This window comes from Bradyrhizobium sp. Bra78, from assembly GCF_024519855.1.
GTDB lineage: Bacteria > Pseudomonadota > Alphaproteobacteria > Rhizobiales > Xanthobacteraceae > Bradyrhizobium > Bradyrhizobium japonicum_G.
In genome coordinates this window covers 165,214-182,997 of record NZ_JALJRE010000010.1, presented here as the reverse complement: position 1 = coordinate 182,997, position 17,784 = coordinate 165,214, and the positions used below count along the sequence as shown (strand labels likewise).

Annotated in this window: 18 protein-coding genes; 1 reads left to right on the top strand and 17 read right to left on the bottom strand. The window is 64.9% G+C overall.

Annotation, left to right across the window (positions count from 1 at the left end; all coding sequences use genetic code 11):
- The first annotated feature begins 109 nt into the window (after window positions 1-109).
- A complete protein-coding gene (locus OC450_RS22670; RefSeq protein WP_211386049.1) occupies window positions 110-739 on the top strand; it encodes a LysR family transcriptional regulator in 630 nt (209 codons plus the stop codon).
- Here the strand turns inward: OC450_RS22670 and OC450_RS22665 are convergent.
- From OC450_RS22665 to nuoI, 17 genes are all read right to left on the bottom strand, one after another.
- The gene (locus OC450_RS22665; RefSeq protein WP_262048714.1) at window positions 726-1,784 is read right to left on the bottom strand and encodes an ABC transporter ATP-binding protein; all 1,059 of its coding nucleotides are present in this window, start codon (window positions 1,782-1,784) and stop codon (window positions 726-728) included. The two genes, OC450_RS22670 and OC450_RS22665, sit on opposite strands and share 14 nt — an antisense overlap.
- On the bottom strand, window positions 1,777-2,757 hold the full coding sequence (locus tag OC450_RS22660) for an ABC transporter ATP-binding protein (protein WP_211386047.1): 981 nt from the start codon (window positions 2,755-2,757) through the stop codon (window positions 1,777-1,779). Before OC450_RS22660 ends, OC450_RS22665 begins: the two co-directional genes overlap by 8 nt.
- Complete coding sequence (locus tag OC450_RS22655) at window positions 2,754-3,575, bottom strand: ABC transporter permease (RefSeq protein ID WP_211386046.1); 822 nt, start codon at window positions 3,573-3,575, stop codon at window positions 2,754-2,756. Before OC450_RS22655 ends, OC450_RS22660 begins: the two co-directional genes overlap by 4 nt.
- Entirely contained in the window at window positions 3,572-4,495 is a 924-nt protein-coding gene (locus OC450_RS22650) for an ABC transporter permease (RefSeq protein ID WP_262048751.1), read from the bottom strand. Before OC450_RS22650 ends, OC450_RS22655 begins: the two co-directional genes overlap by 4 nt.
- Before the next feature lie 60 nt (window positions 4,496-4,555).
- Window positions 4,556-6,145, bottom strand: a complete 1,590-nt coding sequence (locus OC450_RS22645; RefSeq protein ID WP_262048713.1) for an ABC transporter substrate-binding protein — start codon at window positions 6,143-6,145, stop codon at window positions 4,556-4,558.
- A 132-nt stretch (window positions 6,146-6,277) separates the two neighbouring features.
- Window positions 6,278-7,570, bottom strand: a complete 1,293-nt coding sequence (gene mtnK, locus OC450_RS22640) for an S-methyl-5-thioribose kinase (protein WP_262048712.1) — start codon at window positions 7,568-7,570, stop codon at window positions 6,278-6,280.
- A gap of 32 nt (window positions 7,571-7,602) precedes the next feature.
- Window positions 7,603-7,950, bottom strand: a complete 348-nt coding sequence (locus tag OC450_RS22635) for a hypothetical protein (RefSeq protein WP_256807203.1) — start codon at window positions 7,948-7,950, stop codon at window positions 7,603-7,605.
- Window positions 7,951-8,022: 72 nt separating this feature from the next.
- Entirely contained in the window at window positions 8,023-8,298 is a 276-nt protein-coding gene (locus OC450_RS22630; RefSeq protein WP_262048711.1) for a DUF1467 family protein, read from the bottom strand.
- 9 nt (window positions 8,299-8,307) lie between these two features.
- Window positions 8,308-8,712, bottom strand: coding sequence for a methylmalonyl-CoA epimerase (mce, locus tag OC450_RS22625; protein ID WP_211386041.1), 405 nt, complete (start codon window positions 8,710-8,712; stop codon window positions 8,308-8,310).
- An 88-nt stretch (window positions 8,713-8,800) separates the two neighbouring features.
- The gene (locus tag OC450_RS22620; protein ID WP_256807201.1) at window positions 8,801-10,471 is read right to left on the bottom strand and encodes a ribonuclease J; all 1,671 of its coding nucleotides are present in this window, start codon (window positions 10,469-10,471) and stop codon (window positions 8,801-8,803) included.
- Window positions 10,471-11,277, bottom strand: a complete 807-nt coding sequence (locus OC450_RS22615) for a biotin--[acetyl-CoA-carboxylase] ligase (protein WP_211386039.1) — start codon at window positions 11,275-11,277, stop codon at window positions 10,471-10,473. The genes OC450_RS22620 and OC450_RS22615 overlap by 1 nt, the downstream gene beginning before the upstream one ends.
- A gap of 1 nt (window position 11,278) precedes the next feature.
- Window positions 11,279-12,715, bottom strand: a complete 1,437-nt coding sequence (gene nuoN, locus OC450_RS22610; protein ID WP_262048710.1) for an NADH-quinone oxidoreductase subunit NuoN — start codon at window positions 12,713-12,715, stop codon at window positions 11,279-11,281.
- 22 nt (window positions 12,716-12,737) lie between these two features.
- Entirely contained in the window at window positions 12,738-14,246 is a 1,509-nt protein-coding gene (locus tag OC450_RS22605) for an NADH-quinone oxidoreductase subunit M (RefSeq protein WP_211386037.1), read from the bottom strand.
- Entirely contained in the window at window positions 14,247-16,325 is a 2,079-nt protein-coding gene (gene nuoL, locus OC450_RS22600; protein ID WP_211386036.1) for an NADH-quinone oxidoreductase subunit L, read from the bottom strand.
- 8 nt (window positions 16,326-16,333) lie between these two features.
- Window positions 16,334-16,642: an NADH-quinone oxidoreductase subunit NuoK gene (gene nuoK, locus OC450_RS22595; RefSeq protein ID WP_008547737.1), complete on the bottom strand. Its 309-nt coding sequence runs from the start codon at window positions 16,640-16,642 to the stop codon at window positions 16,334-16,336.
- Complete coding sequence (locus tag OC450_RS22590) at window positions 16,639-17,277, bottom strand: NADH-quinone oxidoreductase subunit J (RefSeq protein ID WP_015685768.1); 639 nt, start codon at window positions 17,275-17,277, stop codon at window positions 16,639-16,641. The genes nuoK and OC450_RS22590 overlap by 4 nt, the downstream gene beginning before the upstream one ends.
- A gap of 9 nt (window positions 17,278-17,286) precedes the next feature.
- Window positions 17,287-17,781, bottom strand: a complete 495-nt coding sequence (gene nuoI / locus OC450_RS22585; protein WP_014494864.1) for an NADH-quinone oxidoreductase subunit NuoI — start codon at window positions 17,779-17,781, stop codon at window positions 17,287-17,289.
- Between the last annotated feature and the right edge of the window lie 3 nt (window positions 17,782-17,784).

Genomic DNA, 17,784 nt, shown 5'->3' with positions numbered 1-17,784 from the left:
GGCCGACCGTATCCGGCGACATCGCTGCTTCGCAAAGCATCATTCCTGCGGCTCAGCGCAAGAAAATCTATTGCAAGGCCGAGGCCCATCAGTGTCAAAATGGTGCGCGATGACCTACATCCTGCCACCACTCAACGCGCTCCGCGCTTTTGAGGCCGCCGCCCGGCATCTCAGCTTCAAGCTGGCCGCGCACGAGCTGCACGTGACGCCCGCCGCCGTGGGGCAGCAGGTGAAAGCGCTGGAGGCGCGCCTCGGCGTGCAGCTGTTCGAGCGGCTGCATAAGCAGCTCATCCTCACCGCGGCCGGTCGGGCCTATCTTCCCGGGGTCTCCGAAGGCTTCCGCCACATTGCGGAGGCCACCTCGCAATTGAAACCGGCAGGTGCGGCACTCCTGCAGCTGGGCGTCCATGGCGGCGTCGACTTGCGCCGCCTCCAATTGGAGGAGTTTCGCAGCACGCATGCGGAGATCGGCCTGCGGGTGCTGCAGCCGGCCGGCTTGCACGAATTGGTCGAGGGCAAGGTCGACCTGCTGATCGCCCGGGGCCTCCGCCATCATCCGGGCTATCGTTGCGACCGGGTCGATGAGGGATCGGGCGTCGGCGATTGGCTGATTGCGCCTCAAGGCACCGCGGATTGCCCCGAAATCGTCAGCTTCCGCGATTGGCTGCGCGCGCTGCCAGCCGAGAACCGGCTCGCAAACCACCGGCGCCCTCGGCTGGTCGGCATCATGGGAAGTTGAGGCGGCCGTCAGACGATGCCAACGCCGCCTGCCCCGCAATCTCCTCACTCCGCCAACACCGCACCGCGTGCCCGTCGGGGCGCGTTTCCAGCATCGGCCCCGGCTCGTGACGGCACACATCCTCCGCGTGGCGGCAACGTGGGCTGAACGCGCATCCGTTCGGCGGATTGAGCGGATTGGGAAGGTCGCCTCCTGTCGTCGCCAGCGGCGCATGGTGCAGCGGATCGGGAATGGCGGCGATCAGGGCTTGCGTGTAGGGGTGCGCAGGCCGCTCGAAGATCTCGCGCCAGCCGCCGTTCTCCACGATCCGGCCGAGATACATCACGGCGACCTTGTCGCTCATGTGCTCGACGACACCGAGGTCGTGGCTGATCATGATGTAGGAAAGACCGAGGGTGTCCTTCAATTCCAGCAGCAGATTGATGATCTGGGCGCGGATCGAGACGTCGAGCGCCGACACGGGCTCGTCGCAGATGACGATCCTGGGATTGAGGATCAGGGCGCGCGCAATGCCGATACGCTGGCGCTGGCCGCCGGAGAATTCGTGCGGGTAGCGGCCAGACTGTTCGGGCCGCAGGCCGACATGCCGAAGCATCGTCGCAACGCGGTCCTCGATCTCGCTTGCGGCGGTCACGCCGTGCACACGCAGGGGATCCTCGAGCGTGCGGCGCACGGTCTGGCGCGGATTGAGCGAGGCGTAGGGATCCTGAAACACCATTTGCACGGTGCGGGCCAGCGCCTTGCGATCGCCGGATTGCCGGTTCGTCACAACCTGCCCGTCCAGAACGATGCGGCCGCGCGTCGGCGTCAAGAGGCCGAGGATCGACAATGCGACCGTCGACTTGCCGGAGCCGGATTCGCCGACGAGGCCGAGGCATTCGCCGCGCTTCAGCCTGAGATCGACACCGTCGACGGCGCGCAACAGGCGCCGGCTGCGGCCGAGCAAGCCGCCGCCCAGCGGAAAATGAACCGCAAGATCCTCGACGCTGAGAATGACATCGTCGGCCTGCCCCGCCACACCCAGACCGTCGTGCGGTTCATGCATGATGATGACACCTGACCAGACCGCCGGCACTCAACAAATCCGTCTCCGGCACGACGGTCCGGCAAATATTGGTCGCCTGCGCGCAGCGCGGGTTGAACCTGCAGCCGTCAGGGAAATTCGTGATGGCCGGGACCACGCCCGCGATCTCCTTGAGCCTGCTGCGGCCGAGCGCGGCACGACTGCCCAGCCGCGGCAGCGAGTCGACCAGGCCCTGCGTATAGGGGTGCGAGGGGGCACGGAAAATATCGGCCGAGCCGCGCTCCTCGACGATGCGGCCGGCATACATGACGGCCACGCGGCGGCAGACATTGGCGACGAGGCCAAGGTCATGGCTGATCATCAGGATCGCCGTCCCCCGCTCGGCGCACAGATTGCGCATCAGCTCGATAATCTCGGCCTGCACGGTCACGTCGAGCGCGGTGGTCGGCTCGTCGGCGATCAGCAGGTCCGGACCGCAGGCCAGCGCGATGGCGATCATCACGCGCTGGCGCATGCCGCCCGACAGCTGGTGCGGGTAATCGTGCACGCGGCGCTCCGGCGCGGGGACGCGAACGTTCGCCAGCGCCTCGACCGCCAGCCGGTTGGCCTCCCGCCAGCTCTTGCCCTTGTGCAGCACGAACATCTCGGCGATCTGCCGTCCCACCGGCGAAACCGGATTGAGCGCCGTCATCGGCTCCTGGAAGATCATGGCGATGCGGTTGCCGCGGAGCTCCCGCTGCCTGGCCGCCGAAAGGTGCTGGATCTGATTCCCCTCGAAGCGGATGACGCCATTGCCGATCGACAGCGGCGGCCGCAACAGGCCGATCAGGGCGAGCGCCGTGATGCTCTTGCCGCAACCGGATTCGCCGACGAGACCGAACGTCTCGCCGCGATCGATCCGGAATGAAACGCCCTCGGCCGCCGCAACGCGCCGCGATCCGTCGTGAAGGTCGATACGCAAATCCTGGACTTCGATCAGCGGCGCGCCGGTCATGTCCGCCGGCTCCGCGATTGGGGATCGAGGATGTCGCGCAGGCCGTCGCCGAGCAGATTGAGACCAAGCACCGTCAGGAAGATGGCGAGGCCCGGAAAGACCGAGAGCCACGGCGCCGTCGTGATCTGGTCGCGGGCATCCGACAGCATGCTGCCCCAGCTCGGAAACGGCGGACGGACGCCGAGGCCAAGGAACGACAATGCGGCCTCGGAGAGGACCGCGCTGCCCATGCCGAGCGTGCCGATGACGACGATCGGTCCCAGCATGTTCGGCAGCAGCTGCGTAATCATGATGCGCAGATCGCCATAGCCGAGCACGGTCGCGGCCTGCACATAGCCCTGGCTTCGCAGCGACAGCGCCGAGGCCCGCGCGATGCGGCAAGTAAAGGACCAGTTGGTCAAGCCGAGCGCGATCAGCAGGCTGGTCAGGCCGGGGCCCAGCACCGCCATGATGGCGAGCGCGAAGATCAGCGAGGGGATCGCGAGCATGACGTTGGTCAGGCCGTTGACGACATCGTCCCACCAGCCGCCCCAATAGCCGGCACTCAGGCCCAGCGCCACGCCGATGACGCTGTTGATGAGCTGCGAGACGATGCCGACCGTCAGCGAGACGCGCGCACCGTAGACGACGCGAGAATAGATGTCGCGGCCCTGGTCGTCGGTGCCGAACCACCAAGTCCAGCTTGGCGGCTCCTCCGCGTTCATGAGATTGGCGTCGAGGACAGGGTCGGTATGCGCCAGCCAGGGCGCGAGCAGGCCGACCAGGATCGCAAGCGCGAACAGCGCGCCACCGATGATGAGATTGGCGCGGAGCTTCATGCGTATCTGATCCTGGGATCGATCACGCCGTAGAGCACGTCGATCAGCAGATTGATCGCCAGAAAGGCCAGCACCACGACGAGAATGGAGCCCTGGACCGCCGGAATGTCGCGCTGCAGGACACTGTCGACGAGCAGCGAGCCGATGCCCGGCCAGGAGTACAACTTCTCGACCACGACCGCCTGCCCCATCAGCGCGCCGAACTGCAGGCCGACGGTGGTGAGAATGATGACGAGCGCGTTGCGCATCACATGCCACTTCACGACTCGCGTCTCGCTCATGCCCTTGGAGCGCGCGGTGCGGACGAAATCGGCCGTCATGATCTCGAGCACAGCAGCGCGTGTCGTCCGGGCGAACAACGCCATCGGCGAGACGCCGAGCGTCACGGCCGGCAGGATCAGATATCTCAATCCCCCGTCGCCATAGCCGAAACTCGGCAGCCAGCCGAGCTTCAACGCGAAGAAGTACATCAGCACCAGCCCGAGCCAGAATTTGGCGATCGAAAGGCCCGATACCGCCAAGACCATTGCGAGCGTGTCGACGATGCCCCCGGGCTTCAGGGCGGCGATGAAACCAAGCGGCACGCCGATCACGACGGAAAACGCCATGGCGGCGAAGATGAGCTGCAGCGTCGGCCACATCCGTTTGGCGATCATGGTCGTGACAGGCTCGCGCGTCCGGAATGACGTGCCGAAATCACCGGTCGCGAGCTTGGCGATGTAGGCGCCGAAGCGCACATAAACGGGATCGTCTAGGCCGAGCTGCTTCTTCATGCGTAGCTCGACCTGCGGATCGGCATCGTCGCTCATGCTCGAGACGATGCTGCCGGGCACGACGCTGAACAGCACGAAGACCAGCAGCACGACGGCGAGCACGGTCGGAATGGTCTGCACGAGACGGCGGAACAGGAAGGAGAGCATCGGCACTTTTCCTCTCTCCCTCCGTCGTTGGTCGCGATGGAGGGAGCGCGACAGCGCATGTCACTTCGCGGGCGAGGTCTCGTCGACCCAGAGGTCTTCGACGTTCTGATGGGTCAGCTCCGTCGCGTTCAGCTGGATCCCCTTGAGCCAGGGCTGCACGGCCATGACCGCCTTGTTGTAGTTGAAGAACCAGACCGGAGCCTCTTCGTACAGCAGCGCATTGGCCTTCTGCAGCAGCTGGATGCGCTTTGCAGCGTCGTCGGTCTGTCCGGCCTCGTCGATCAGCTTGTCGAACTCGGGGTTCTTGTAGTTCATGTAGTTGCAGGCCGATTGTGGCGTCGCGGAGTGGAAGCACTTGAGCGCGGCCTGGGGATCCGGGCCGGTCGCCTGGGAATAGATGAAGGCCTGGTAGTCGCCGCTGCGAACCACCTCCGCCAATACCGCGGTTTCGACCTGCTTGACCTTCGCCTTGATGCCGACCTTGTCCAGCATCGGGATGACGGCCGAAACGATCGGCAAGCCCCAGCTCTCGTTCTGGCTGGTGGTCCACTCGAACTCGAAGCCTGAAGGGTAGCCGGCGTCTGCGAGCAGCTGCCTGGCCTTGGCGGGATCGAACGCGTAGGGCTTCATGGCCTTGTCGTAGGCGGGCGAGGTCAGCGGCAGCCAGCTGGTGGCGCGATAGGCCTTGCCCTTCACCAGCTTGTTGATGATCAGGTCGGTGTCGATCGCGTAGTTGATCGCCTGCCGGACGCGCTTGTCGGCGAACGGCTTGAACGAGGGATTCATCCCCATGTAGCGGGTGAAGACCTCGGCGACTTCGACGACGGTGCCCTTGAGGTCGGCGTCGTTCTGATAAGCGACATATTGCGCAGGTCCCAGCACCGAGGTGTCGATCTCCTTGTTGCGGAAGGCGACATCGCGGGCCGCGGCCTCGCCCATGACCGACACGATGACCTTGTCGGCGTAGGGCTTGCCGGGCTTGTAGAACCGGTCCCACCGCTCCAGGACGATGCGCGATCCCGGCACGTGCTCGACGAATTTGAACGGCCCAAGGCCGATCGGATGCTGGATGAAGGTCTCCTTTGCTCCCTCATCGGCGGGATAGATCGAGGTCAGCGCGGTGAAGAAGTAGAATCCGGGATCGACTTTTTCGGTCAACTTCATTTCGAGGGTGAAGTCGTCGATCTTCCTCAGGCCGGAGATCTCCTTGGCCTGGCCCTTCTCGACCGCGGCCGCGCCCTCGATGATGCGGACGTAACGTGCGCCGGGATAGGCCTTGGTGCCATCCATGATGCGGTTGTAGGACCAGATGACGTCGTCGGCCGTCATCTTGCGGCCGTTGTGGAAATAGGCGTCGTCGCGCAGCTTGAAGGTGTGAACGAAGCCACCGCCCGAGACCACATCCTCCTTGGCGAGTTCCAGAACCGGCTTGCCTTCCGCGGAATTCCAGATGTAGAGCGACCGGTGCAAGGCCTTGGCGTAGATCTCGTCCTGGGCGCGCTGGGTCGTATGGATGTCCAGGCTGGTGAAGCTCGAACCATAAGGCGCGGTCATGCGGATGGTTCCGCCCTTGCGCGGGGTCTGGGCCTCTGCCGCACCGGCGAGCGCCAGGCCCAAACCAGCAACGATCGCCACTATCCTGAACATCATGTGTCCCTCCGACAATGCAGGCGTGCTCCGATCCGAGAGTTGACCATTCGCGGCACGTCGAATGCAAGCGCCTTGAAGCGGTTGGCATATGCTGGCGCGGCGCCCGGGCTCCGCCGATCTGTTGGGACGCGCCTAGCCGGCCGTGAACTCCGGCTGCCAATCCCGCAGCTTCCGCGCTGCAGCGGTGACGTCCGCGATCGCCGGAAATGCCCCCGCCTCCACCATCATCGCCCTCGCCAGCCGCACGGCTCGGGCCTCGCTCACCGCCCGCCTCTTCGGATCCTCGATCAGCTCGAAGTCGATATTGTGGGCGAGACCGAAGATGCGGCGGATGGTTTTGGCGGCGGCGAAGCCGACGGTGTCGGTGAACAGCCGCTGCATGTAGGCATGCCGCTCCGCCTCGAGGCGGGCGGCGCCCTTCTCGCCGGCGAAGAGCGAGGCGGGATAGGCATCCCCCGCCGCGCTTGCGCGCCAGAGGTCAAGGAACTTGCGGGCGAACTCGTTCCAGACCTGCTCCACCGTTTCGAGCACCCAAGCCTCGAACGCGCGCCGCTCGCCGGGCGAGCGCTCGTGGCCGGCGGAGGCGAAATAGGCCATCAGGAGATTGGCCAGCACCGCGCCGATGTCGAATCCCATCGGGCCGTAGAATGCGAATTCGGGGTCGATCACCCGCGTCTGGCTGTCCGTGACCATGATCGAGCCGGTATGGAGGTCGCCATGGAGCAACGCCTCGGGGCTCGCCATGAACTTCAGCTTCAGCCGGGAGACGGCGACGTGCAGGTCCATGTCGTCGCGCAGTTCAGCGGCCAGACCGTCGAGATACGGCGCGGTCCAGCGGTTCTGCTCGGCGATCCGGTAGGGATCGGTGAAGATCAAATCCTCGGTGATCTTGCAGAGCGCATGGTTGCCGGCGAAGGCCGCGATGCCTTCCTTCTTCTCGGCGGCGGACAGCGCGAGGTCGGAGGTGAAGAACAGCGTCCGCGCCATGAAGGTGGTGATGTCGTCCACAAAGCGCGGATATTGCGTGCCCGCGACCATCCCCTTGCGCATGATGATGTGGGGCTCGAGCAGCTCCATCACCGTCAGCGCCAAGGTCTCGTTGTGGTGCAGCAAAGCCGGCACGAGACCGGGTGCGAGCTCGGCCTGCCGGGACAAGGCCAGAAATTCGTAATGGGCGCGCGACAGCGGCAGCGGCCAGCTCTCGCCGACGAGGCGGACGTAAGGCAGCGCCTGCTTCACGGCGACGCCGCCGCGCGCGCCCTTGACGATGAAGACGAGGTTGAGGTTGCCGTCGCCGACTTCGGTGATGGGCCAGGCGGCCGGCTCGCCGCCGAGGATCGCCCCAAGGTCCGGAGCGGCCGCGAGATAATCCCGCAGATCCGCCTCATGCAAGATCCGGTAGCCTCCCGCCTGCCCCTGCGCCATGACGATCCCATCCCATTTGCATGGCCGGATCGTTACTCCCGCTCCAGGAAGCTCGAGCCGATCTCGGCCTTTCTTTTGATCGGATCGTAATCGCAATAGACGTTGTCCGCCACCAGCGTGTAGCTGGCACTGACGTTGTATTTGTCCAGCTTGACCGAGTTCAGGCCGATCACCGAAGTGCTCTTGCCCCCGTTCCACTTGAACGGCGTCGAGCTCTTGGCCTGCTCGCAGGCGATCACGGCCTCGTTGAAGACGTAGCCCTCGACGAACGCCTTCAGCGTCCGTGCCTGCACGGCCATCTTCCATTCAAAATAGCCGATGGCGCCGAGGCCAACGACGATCAGAAACAGAAGCGCGACGACGATCCTCTGAAAAGTCATTCGTTCCCCCAAAAACAACGACGCAACACCGAAAAATCCGGCAAAAAACCCAGCAAAAACCTAGCAGAAAACCTAGAACGGCATGCCCATCAATTTCGACAGGCGTTCGATCGAGAGATAGCCGGCGTGATAGGCGACCATGGCGATCCCGTAGATGATCGCCGAGATGATCGTGGTCCAGATCAGCTTGCTCCTCATCCGCGTCAGGATCGGCGCACCGGGGTCGGTGCCGGGTGTGCCGACGCCGTCCTCGTGCTGGCTGCGCACGCCGAAGGGCAGCGTCAGGAATAGCGCGATCCACCAGATGACGAAGTAGATCGCGATTGCGGTTGAGATCTGGATGGCCATGGTCCGGCCTTACGCCTGCTCGATTTCGACCAGGGCACCGGAAAAATCCTTCGGGTGCAGGAACAGCACAGGCTTGCCATGCGCGCCGATCTTCGGCACGCCGTCGCCGAGCACCCGCGCGCCCTCCTTCACCAGCGTGTCGCGCGAGGCGATGATGTCGACGACCTCGTAGCAGACGTGGTGGATGCCGCCGTCGGCATTGCGCTCGAGGAATTTTGCGATCGGCGAGGCCTCGCCGAGCGGCTCGATGAACTCGATCTTGGTGTTGGGGAGCGTCGCGAACACGGTGGTGACGCCATGATCGGGCAGCGCGACGGCCTCCGAGATCTGCGCCCCGAAGGCGGCGCCATAGATCTTCGCGGCCTTGACGGCGTCCTTGGTCGCGATCGCGACATGGTTGAGCCGGCCCAGCATGTTTCTTCTCCCTTAATGCATGATCCGGAGCCGAAGGGCCGCGGTAGCGCAAAGTGTGAAGCGGTCTTCCGAAAAGATCGTGCCCAAATCAGACTGTCAGGACGTGTACCAGACAGGGAGGCTTTTTGCCCCAATGTTCGTTGATCACGGCACGGACGGCGCGCCGCACCGACTCGGCCAGCGCATCCGCATCGCGGCGGCGCGCCTTCGGCAGGCCCTCGACGGTGGAGACCACGGCGTCGAAGACGATGTCGTCGAAGGGTTCGCCCGCCCTGTTCTTCTCGGGGATGCCGACGAGATCGACCTCGGGATCGTCGGCAAGCTCGCCCTGCTCGGTCATGGCGATGGCGACGAAGGCACAGCCCGAAAACGCCATGCGGCGGCGCTCGACCACGGCACGGGACTTGGAATCCTCCAGGATCGTGCCGTCCTTGTAGAGACGGCCCGAGGGCACTTCCCCGATGATGCCGGGATCGCCGGGGCCGAGCTTGACGAGATCGCCGTTGCGGACGACCAGCACGCGCGGCACGCCGGCGGCGCGCGCGAGCTTGGCGTGCTCGTTCAGGTGCAGCGCCTCGCCGTGGACGGGGATCAGGAGCTGCGGCCTGGTCCAGGCGATCATGTCGCGCAGCTCGTCGCGGCGGGGATGGCCGGAGACGTGAACCAGATGGTCGCGGTCGGTGATGACCTCGACACCCTGTAAAACCAGGCCATTGATAATTGCGCCGACCGCCTTCTCGTTGCCGGGAATGGTGCGCGAGGAGAAGATCACGCTGTCGCCGCGGTTGAGCGTGATCTCGGGATGGTCGTCATTGGCGATGCGCGCCAGCGCCGCGCGCGGCTCGCCCTGGCTGCCGGTGCAGAGCGCCAGCACCTTGTCCTGCGGCAGATGGCCGTAGACCTCGGGGGAGCGGAAACTCTGCACGCCGTCGAGATAGCCGGTCTCGCGCGCGACCTGCACCACGCGCTCCATGGCGCGGCCGACCACGACGACCTCACGGTCGGCGGCCTTCGCAGCGATGGCGACGGCCTTGAGGCGCGCGACGTTGGAGGCAAAGGTCGTGACTGCGACGCGGCCCTTGGCGGCCTTGACGAGTTCGGTAATGGATCGGGCAACCTCGGCTTCCGAGGGTGAGCGGCCGTCGCGCACGGCGTTGGTGGAATCGCCGATCAAGGCGAGCAGCCCCTGATCACCCAGTTCGCGCAGCCGCTTCTCGTCGGTCGGGCGGCCGATGATCGGGGTCGGATCGATCTTCCAGTCGCCGGTGTGCAGCACCGTGCCGACGTCGGTGTGAATCGCCAGCGCATGCGACTCCGGGATCGAATGCGCGACGGGAATGAACTCGACGTTGAATGGGCCGACATCGATGCGGCCGCCCGACGGCACCACCGTCACCGGGATCTTCGGCGCGTTGCGCTCGGCGGCGCATTTGGCCTCGAACAGCGCCGCGCTGAACTGGGTCGCATAGATCGGGCATTTCAGCCTGGGCCAGAGATCGATGATGGCGCCGAAATGGTCCTCATGGGCGTGGGTCAGCACCAGCCCCATCAGGTTCTTGCGCTCCTTCTCCAGGAAGCTGATGTCGGGCATGATCAGGTCGATGCCCGGCAGATGCTCCTCGTCGCCGAAGGAGACACCGAGATCGATCGCCAGCCAGGCCCGCTGCTGGCGGTTGCCGAGGCCGTAGATCGACAGGTTCATGCCGATCTCGCCGACGCCGCCGAGCGGCGCAAAGACCAGTTCTTCAGGTTTCGCCATCACGCAGCTCCCACGGAGGCGGCCGAGCCGAAGAACACCTCGCCGGCCGCCACCGGCAGGCGTCGGCCGTCAGTGGTGCGGACGATCAGGCAACCGGTATCGTCGATCGTGTCAAAAATGCCTTCCAGTGTCATCGTTCCCGTGTTGATCGCGACCCGCGCGCCAAGCCCGGCCGCGCGCTCCAGCCAGAGCTTGCGGATCTCGGCAAAGCCGCGGCCATTGTCCCAGATGCCGCGGAACTCCACCCAGGCATCGGATAGCGCCGCAAACAGCTCTTCCGCGCTGATCTGGACGCCGAGCGCGGCGAGCGACACTGCGGGCGTCGGGGTGCCCTCGGGTGCTGCGACGACGTTGGTGCCGATGCCGACGACAACGGCTAGGCGATCGCCGATGGCCTCGGCCTCGAGGCCGATGCCGACCAGCTTCCTGCCGCCCGCAAGCACGTCGTTCGGCCATTTCAGGGCGTAGCGGGGACGGCCCTCGCCAAGGCGCAAAGCGGCCTCGAGGCTGACCTTCTCGAGGGCAGCCTCCTCCGCCAGCCCCGCCGCGAAGCCGATCGTGGCGGCGACGGCGGGCGCAATGTCCAGAACCTCGAGGACGCTGGCCGCAAGGTTACCACGCGGCGCGATCCAGGAGCGCTGGCGGCGGCCGCGGCCGGCGGTCTGCTCGGATGTCACGAACCACATCGGGCCGCGCTCGCCGCCCCTGGCATGCGCGATCGCCTCGGTATTGGTCGAGCCGGTCCGGTCGAAAGCTGCGAGCTTGTAGCCCGCCGAGAGTGCGCGAGGACCGAGCGCGAATCCCATCCTAGAACAGCGACTTTGCCGCGGCGGAGGCGACGCTCACCACTGGCCCTGCGAACAACGCGAACAGGATGTTGAACAGGCCCGCGACCGCCAGCACCGTCTTCACCTCGACGCGCACCGGATCGACCTGCCCGGCCGGCTCGTCGAAATACATCGTCTTGACGATGGTGAGATAATAGTAGGCGCCGACCACGCTGGTCAGCACGCCGACCACCGCAAGCGTGAACAAATTGGCCTTGATCGCGGCGACGAAGACGTACCATTTGGCGAAGAAGCCCGCGAGCGGCGGGATGCCGGCCAGCGAGAACAGCAGCATCGCGAACATGAAGGCGAGCAGCGGATTGGTGCGCGACAGGCCCGCGAAATCGCTGATCTGCTCGACCGCCTGGCCGTTGCGGCGCATGGCCAGGATGATCGAGAACGAGCCCAGCGTCATCGCGACATAGATCACGATGTACATCAGCACGCCCTGCGCGCCCTCGACGGTGCCGGAGGCAAGACCGACCAGGGCAAAGCCCATGTGGCCGATCGAGGAATAGGCCATCAGGCGCTTGATGTTGCTCTGGCCGATCGCAGCGAACGAACCCAGCGCCATCGACGCAATGGCGACGAACACCAGGATCTGCTGCCACTGCGAGACGATGCCCGGGAATGCGGTGAGCGTGACGCGGGTGAAGACGGCGAGCGCGGCGACCTTCGGAGCCGAGGCGAAGAACGCGGTGACCGGGGTCGGCGCGCCCTCGTACACGTCGGGCGTCCACATGTGGAACGGCACGGCCGAGACCTTGAAGCAGAGGCCGGCGAGCAGGAAGACCAGGCCGAACACCAGGCCGACATTCGAGACCGTCGCGGCTGCCGCGATGCCCGTGAAGGAGACCGTTCCGGTGAAGCCGTAGATCAGCGAGGAGCCGTACAGCAGCATGCCCGACGACAGCGCGCCGAGCACGAAGTACTTCAGGCCGGCTTCGGTCGATTTGGCGTTGTCGCGGTTCGAGGCCGCCACGACATAGAGCGCCAGCGACATCAATTCGAGGCCGAGATAGAGCGAGATCAGATCGCCGGCCGAGATCAGCACCATCATGCCGAGCGTCGAGAGCAGCACCAGGATCGCGTATTCGAAGATGCGGCGCGACGGGTCGGACAGGAACTCGGTCGACAGCACCAGCGTCACCGCCGAGCCGATCAGGGCCAGGATCTTCATGAAGCGGGCGAAATCGTCGACGATGAAGCTGCCGCCGAAGGTCACCTGCTTGTCCGCGGGCTGAAGGTAGACGAGCAAGCCGACCGCGACCAGGAGCAGGACCGCGAGCGAGGTCACCGTCCTGGTGGTCTCCTGCCCGCGATAGGCGCCGAGCATCAGGAGCGCCATGGCGCCGACCGCGAGCACGAGCTCGGGCAGCACCGGCGCCAGTTGATAACCTGCAGTCTCAAAGCTCATGGCGATATCCTGACCTGCCCGCTCACTGGAGCAGTGCGGCGGCCTTCACGGCCGTCACAGCGGTGTTGTAATTGTTGACGAGTTGCTGGACCGAGGCGGCCGACATGTCGAGCACGGGCTTCGGGTAAACGCCGAACAGGATCGTCAGCGCGATCAGCGGGAACAGCGTCACGCACTCGCGCAGGGTGAGATCCTTCATGCTCATCAGCGACGGCTTGACCAGCGCCCCGAACACGACCTTGCGGTAAAGCCACAGCGCATAGGCCGCCGACAGGATCACACCGAAGGTCGCGAAGAACGCTGTCGGGATCGAGACCTTGAAGGTGCCAAGCAGCGTCATGAACTCGCCGACGAAGCCGCTCGTTCCGGGCAGGCCGACATTGGCCATGGTGAAGACCATGAAGGTCAGCGCGTAGAGCGGCATCCGGTTGACGAGGCCGCCATAGGCCGCGATCTCGCGGGTGTGCATGCGGTCGTAGACGATGCCGACGCAGAGGAACAGCGCGCCGGAGACGATGCCGTGCGAGATCATCTGGAACACGCCGCCGGCGACGCCCTGCATGGTGCCGGCGAAGATGCCCATGGTGACGAAGCCCATATGCGCGACCGACGAGTACGCGATCAGCTTCTTCATGTCCTCCTGCATCAAGGCCACCAGCGAGGTGTAGATGATGGCGATGGCGGAGAGCGTGAAGACCAGCGGCGCGAAGTCGTGCGAGGCCAGCGGGAACATCGGCAGCGAGAAGCGCAGGAAGCCGTAGCCGCCCATCTTCAGCAGGATTGCGGCGAGCACCACCGAGCCTGCGGTCGGCGCCTCGACGTGCGCGTCGGGGAGCCAGGTGTGCACCGGCCACATCGGCATCTTCACCGCGAAGGAGGCGAAGAAGGCCAGCCACGCCCAGGTCTGCAACGACCGCGGCACGGCGGTGTGCATCAGGGTCGGGATGTCGGTGGTGCCGCCGTTCCAGTACAGCGCCATGATGGCGAGCAGCATCAGGACCGAGCCGAGCAGCGTGTAGAGGAAGAACTTGAAGGACGCGTAGACCCGGCGCGGACCGCCCCAGACGCCGATGATCAGGAACATCGGGATCAGGCCGCCCTCGAAGAACAGGTAGAACAGCACGAGATCGAGCGCCGAGAAGGTGCCGATCATCAGCGTTTCCAGGATCAGGAACGCCATCATGTATTCGCGGACGCGGTTGGTGATCGCCTTCCAGCTCGCGATGATGCAGAACGGCATGATGGCGGTGGTCAGGATCACGAGCGGCAGCGAGATGCCGTCCACGCCCATGTGGTAGGTGATACCGGTGGCGAGCCAGTTCGCCTTCTCGACGAACTGGAAGTCGGGGTTCGACGCATCGAAGCGCATGACCAGGATCACCGACACCGCGAAGGTGATCAGCGTGGTCCACAGCGCGATCCAGCGCGAGTTGCGCCGGGCCGCCTCGTCGTCGCCGCGGCTGAGATAGACGATCAGCGCGCCGACCAAGGGCAGGAACGTCGTGACCGAAAGGATGGGCCAGGTCGTCATTTACTGGCCTCCAAAGCCGAACATGAACCAGGTGATCAGGCCGGCGGCGCCGATCAGCATGGCAAACGCGTAGTGATAGAGATAACCGGTCTGGATCTTCACGACGTTGCGGGTGACGTCCAGCACGCGGGCCGAGATGCCGTCGGGACCCAGGCCGTCGATGATGACGCCGTCGCCCTTCTTCCAGAGCTGGTAGCCGATCCACTTCGCCGGACGGACGAAGATGAGGTCGTAGAGCTCGTCGAAGTACCATTTGTTGAGCAGGAACTGGTACAGCATCGGCTGCGTCTTCGCGAGTTCGACCGGCAGATAGGGCCGGCGGATGTAGAACAGGTACGACACCAGGAAGCCCAGCACCATCATCACCGTCGGCAGGAACGCGATGCTCTCGGGGATGTGGTGCATTTCCTCGATGATGTGCGGATTCATCTTCACGGATTCGCGGAAGAACTCCTCGATGCCGTGACCGGCGAACAGTTCCTTGAACGGGAAGCCGGCCATGATGGAGCCGACCGCGAGCACGCCGATCGGGATCAGCATCCAGATCGGGGCCTCGTGCGCCGCCTCGTAATGATGCTCGTCATGCGGCTCGCCATGGAAGGTCTTGAAGATCAGGCGCCAGGAGTAGAACGAGGTCAGGCCGGCGGCGACGACCGTCATCAGGAAGCCGTACATCGCGAACGGATTGTGCGAGGCGTAGGCGGACTCGATGATGGCGTCCTTGGAGAAATAGCCCGCGGTCAGCGGGAAGCCGGTCAGGGCCAGCGTGCCGACCACCATCACCGCGTAGGTGTAGGGGATCTTCTTCCAGAGGCCGCCCATGTTGCGGATGTCCTGCTCGTGGTGCATCGCGTAGATCACCGAGCCGGAGCCCAGGAACAGCAGCGCCTTGAAGAAGGCGTGCGTGAACAGATGGAACATGCCGACCGAATAGGCCCCCGCACCCATCGCCACGAACATGTAACCCAGCTGCGAACAGGTCGAATACGCGACGATGCGCTTGATGTCGTTCTGGACGAGGCCGATGGTCGCGGCGAAGAACGCCGTGGTCGCGCCGAAGAACATCACGACGGCCTGCGCGTTCGGCGCCAGCTCGAACAGCGGCGACAGGCGCGCCACCATGAAGACGCCGGCGGTGACCATGGTCGCGGCGTGGATCAGTGCCGAGACCGGGGTCGGGCCTTCCATCGCGTCCGGCAACCAGGTGTGCAGCAGGAACTGCGCCGATTTGCCCATCGCGCCCATGAACAGCAGCAGGCAGGTCAGGGTCAGCGCATCGGCGTGCCAGCCGAGGAAGTCAATGGTCTTGCCGGTGAGGCCCGGCGCCGTGTGGAAGATGGTCTCGAAATCGGTCGAGCCGACCAGCAGGAAGATCGCGAAGATGCCCAGCGCGAAGCCGAAATCGCCGACGCGGTTGACCACGAAGGCCTTGATGGCGGCGGCGTTCGCCGACGGCTTCTGGTACCAGAAGCCGATCAGGAGGTAGCTCGCCAGACCGACGCCTTCCCAGCCGAAGAACAGCTGCACGAGATTGTCCGCGGTCACCAGCATCAGCATGGCGAAGGTGAACAGGCTGAGATAGCCGAAGAAGCGCGGCCGGTTCGGATCCTCGTCCATGTAGCCGATCGAATAGAGGTGCACGAGCGAGGACACGGTCGTCACCACCACCAGCATCACGGCCGTGAGCGTATCGACCCGAAGCGTCCAGTAGACCTGGAGATCGCCGGAGAGAATCCACGGCATCAGCGGAATGCGCATGTCGTGATGCATGAAGCCGACGTCGACCAGCGTCATCCATGACAGGGCCGCCGACACGAACAGGAGCGCCGTGGTGATCAGCTCGGCGCCGCGCGAGCCGGCCGCGGGCGGCTCGGCCGGACCGTGGTCGTCGTGAGCATGATCGTCGTGACCATGGTCGTCATGGGCCGCCGCCGCGTGGGCGTCGCCATGGCCGTGACCGTGGTCGCCGTGATGCTCCACTTCGTCGCCCGAGGGGTTGCGGGCATGCGCGCCGAACAGCGCGATCAGGCCGGCCAGAATGGCGCCCAGCAGAGGCAGAAAAACGATCGCCTGGACCATGACTGAGATCAGCCCTTCATCAGATTGACGTCCTCAACCGCGATCGAGCCGCGGTTGCGGAAATAGACCACCAGGATGGCGAGACCGATCGCGGCTTCAGCGGCCGCGACGGTGAGCACCAGGAGCGCGAAGACCTGGCCGACGATGTCGCCGAGGAAGGTCGAGAACGCCACGAGGTTGATGTTGACCGAGAGCAGGATCAGCTCGATCGACATCAGGATGACGATGATGTTCTTGCGGTTCAGGAAGATGCCGAGGATGCCGAGCGTGAACAGGATCGCGCCGACCGCCAGATAGTGTCCGAGCCCGATCGTCATTTCACCCACTCCGCCGCGTCGCTGTCCTGGAGCCCCTGCCCCGGCGCCACCTTGCGCATCGCCATCGCCATCTCGGGCGTGCGCGCGTTCTGAACGTTGATGTCCTGCCGCTTCACGCTCGCCTTGTGGCGCAGCGTCAGCACGATGGCGCCGATCATGGCAACCAGAAGCACCATGCCCGAGAGCTGGAAGTAGTGGATGTACTTCGTATAGAGCACGAGGCCGAGCGCTTCGGTGTTGCTGACATTGGTCGGGATCGCCGCCGTGATCGTCTTGGCGACGCCGGGATTGATGACCCAGAAGCCCACGGTGAGCAGCAGCTCGAACAGGAAGATGCCGCCGATCACGAGGCCGACCGGCAGGTACTCGATGAAACCCTCGCGCAGCTCGAGGAAGTCGACGTCGAGCATCATGATCACGAACAGGAACAGCACCGCGACCGCGCCGACATAGACGACGATCAGGATCATCGCCAGGAACTCGGCACCCATCAGCACGAACAGGCCGGAGGCGTTGACGAAGGCCAGGATCAGGTACAGCACGGAGTGCACGGGATTGCGCGAGACAATCACCATCACCGCCGAGGCGACGCAGACGCCGGCGAAGAGATAGAAGAACAGCGCGGGAAGGATCATGCTCTCATCTCACCGGTACGGCGCGTCGAGCTCGATCGCTTTGGCGATCTCGCGTTCCCAGCGGTCGCCATTGGCGAGCAGCTTGGCCTTGTCATAGAACAGTTCCTCGCGGGTCTCGGTCGCGAACTCGAAGTTCGGACCTTCGACGATGGCGTCGACCGGGCAGGCCTCCTGGCAGAGGCCGCAATAGATGCACTTCACCATGTCGATGTCGTAGCGCACCGTGCGGCGGGTGCCGTCGTTGCGGCGCGGACCGGCCTCGATGGTGATCGCCTGCGCCGGGCAGATCGCTTCGCACAGCTTGCAGGCGATGCAGCGCTCTTCACCGTTCGGATAGCGGCGCAGCGCGTGCTCGCCGCGGAAGCGCGGCGAGATCGGGCCCTTCTCGAACGGATAGTTCAGCGTCGGCTTCGGCTGGAAGAAATAGCGCATGGCGAGGAAGAACGCCGAGACGAATTCCGACAGCAGAAGCGAGCGTGCAGTGGCGTTGACGTTGATACCCATGAC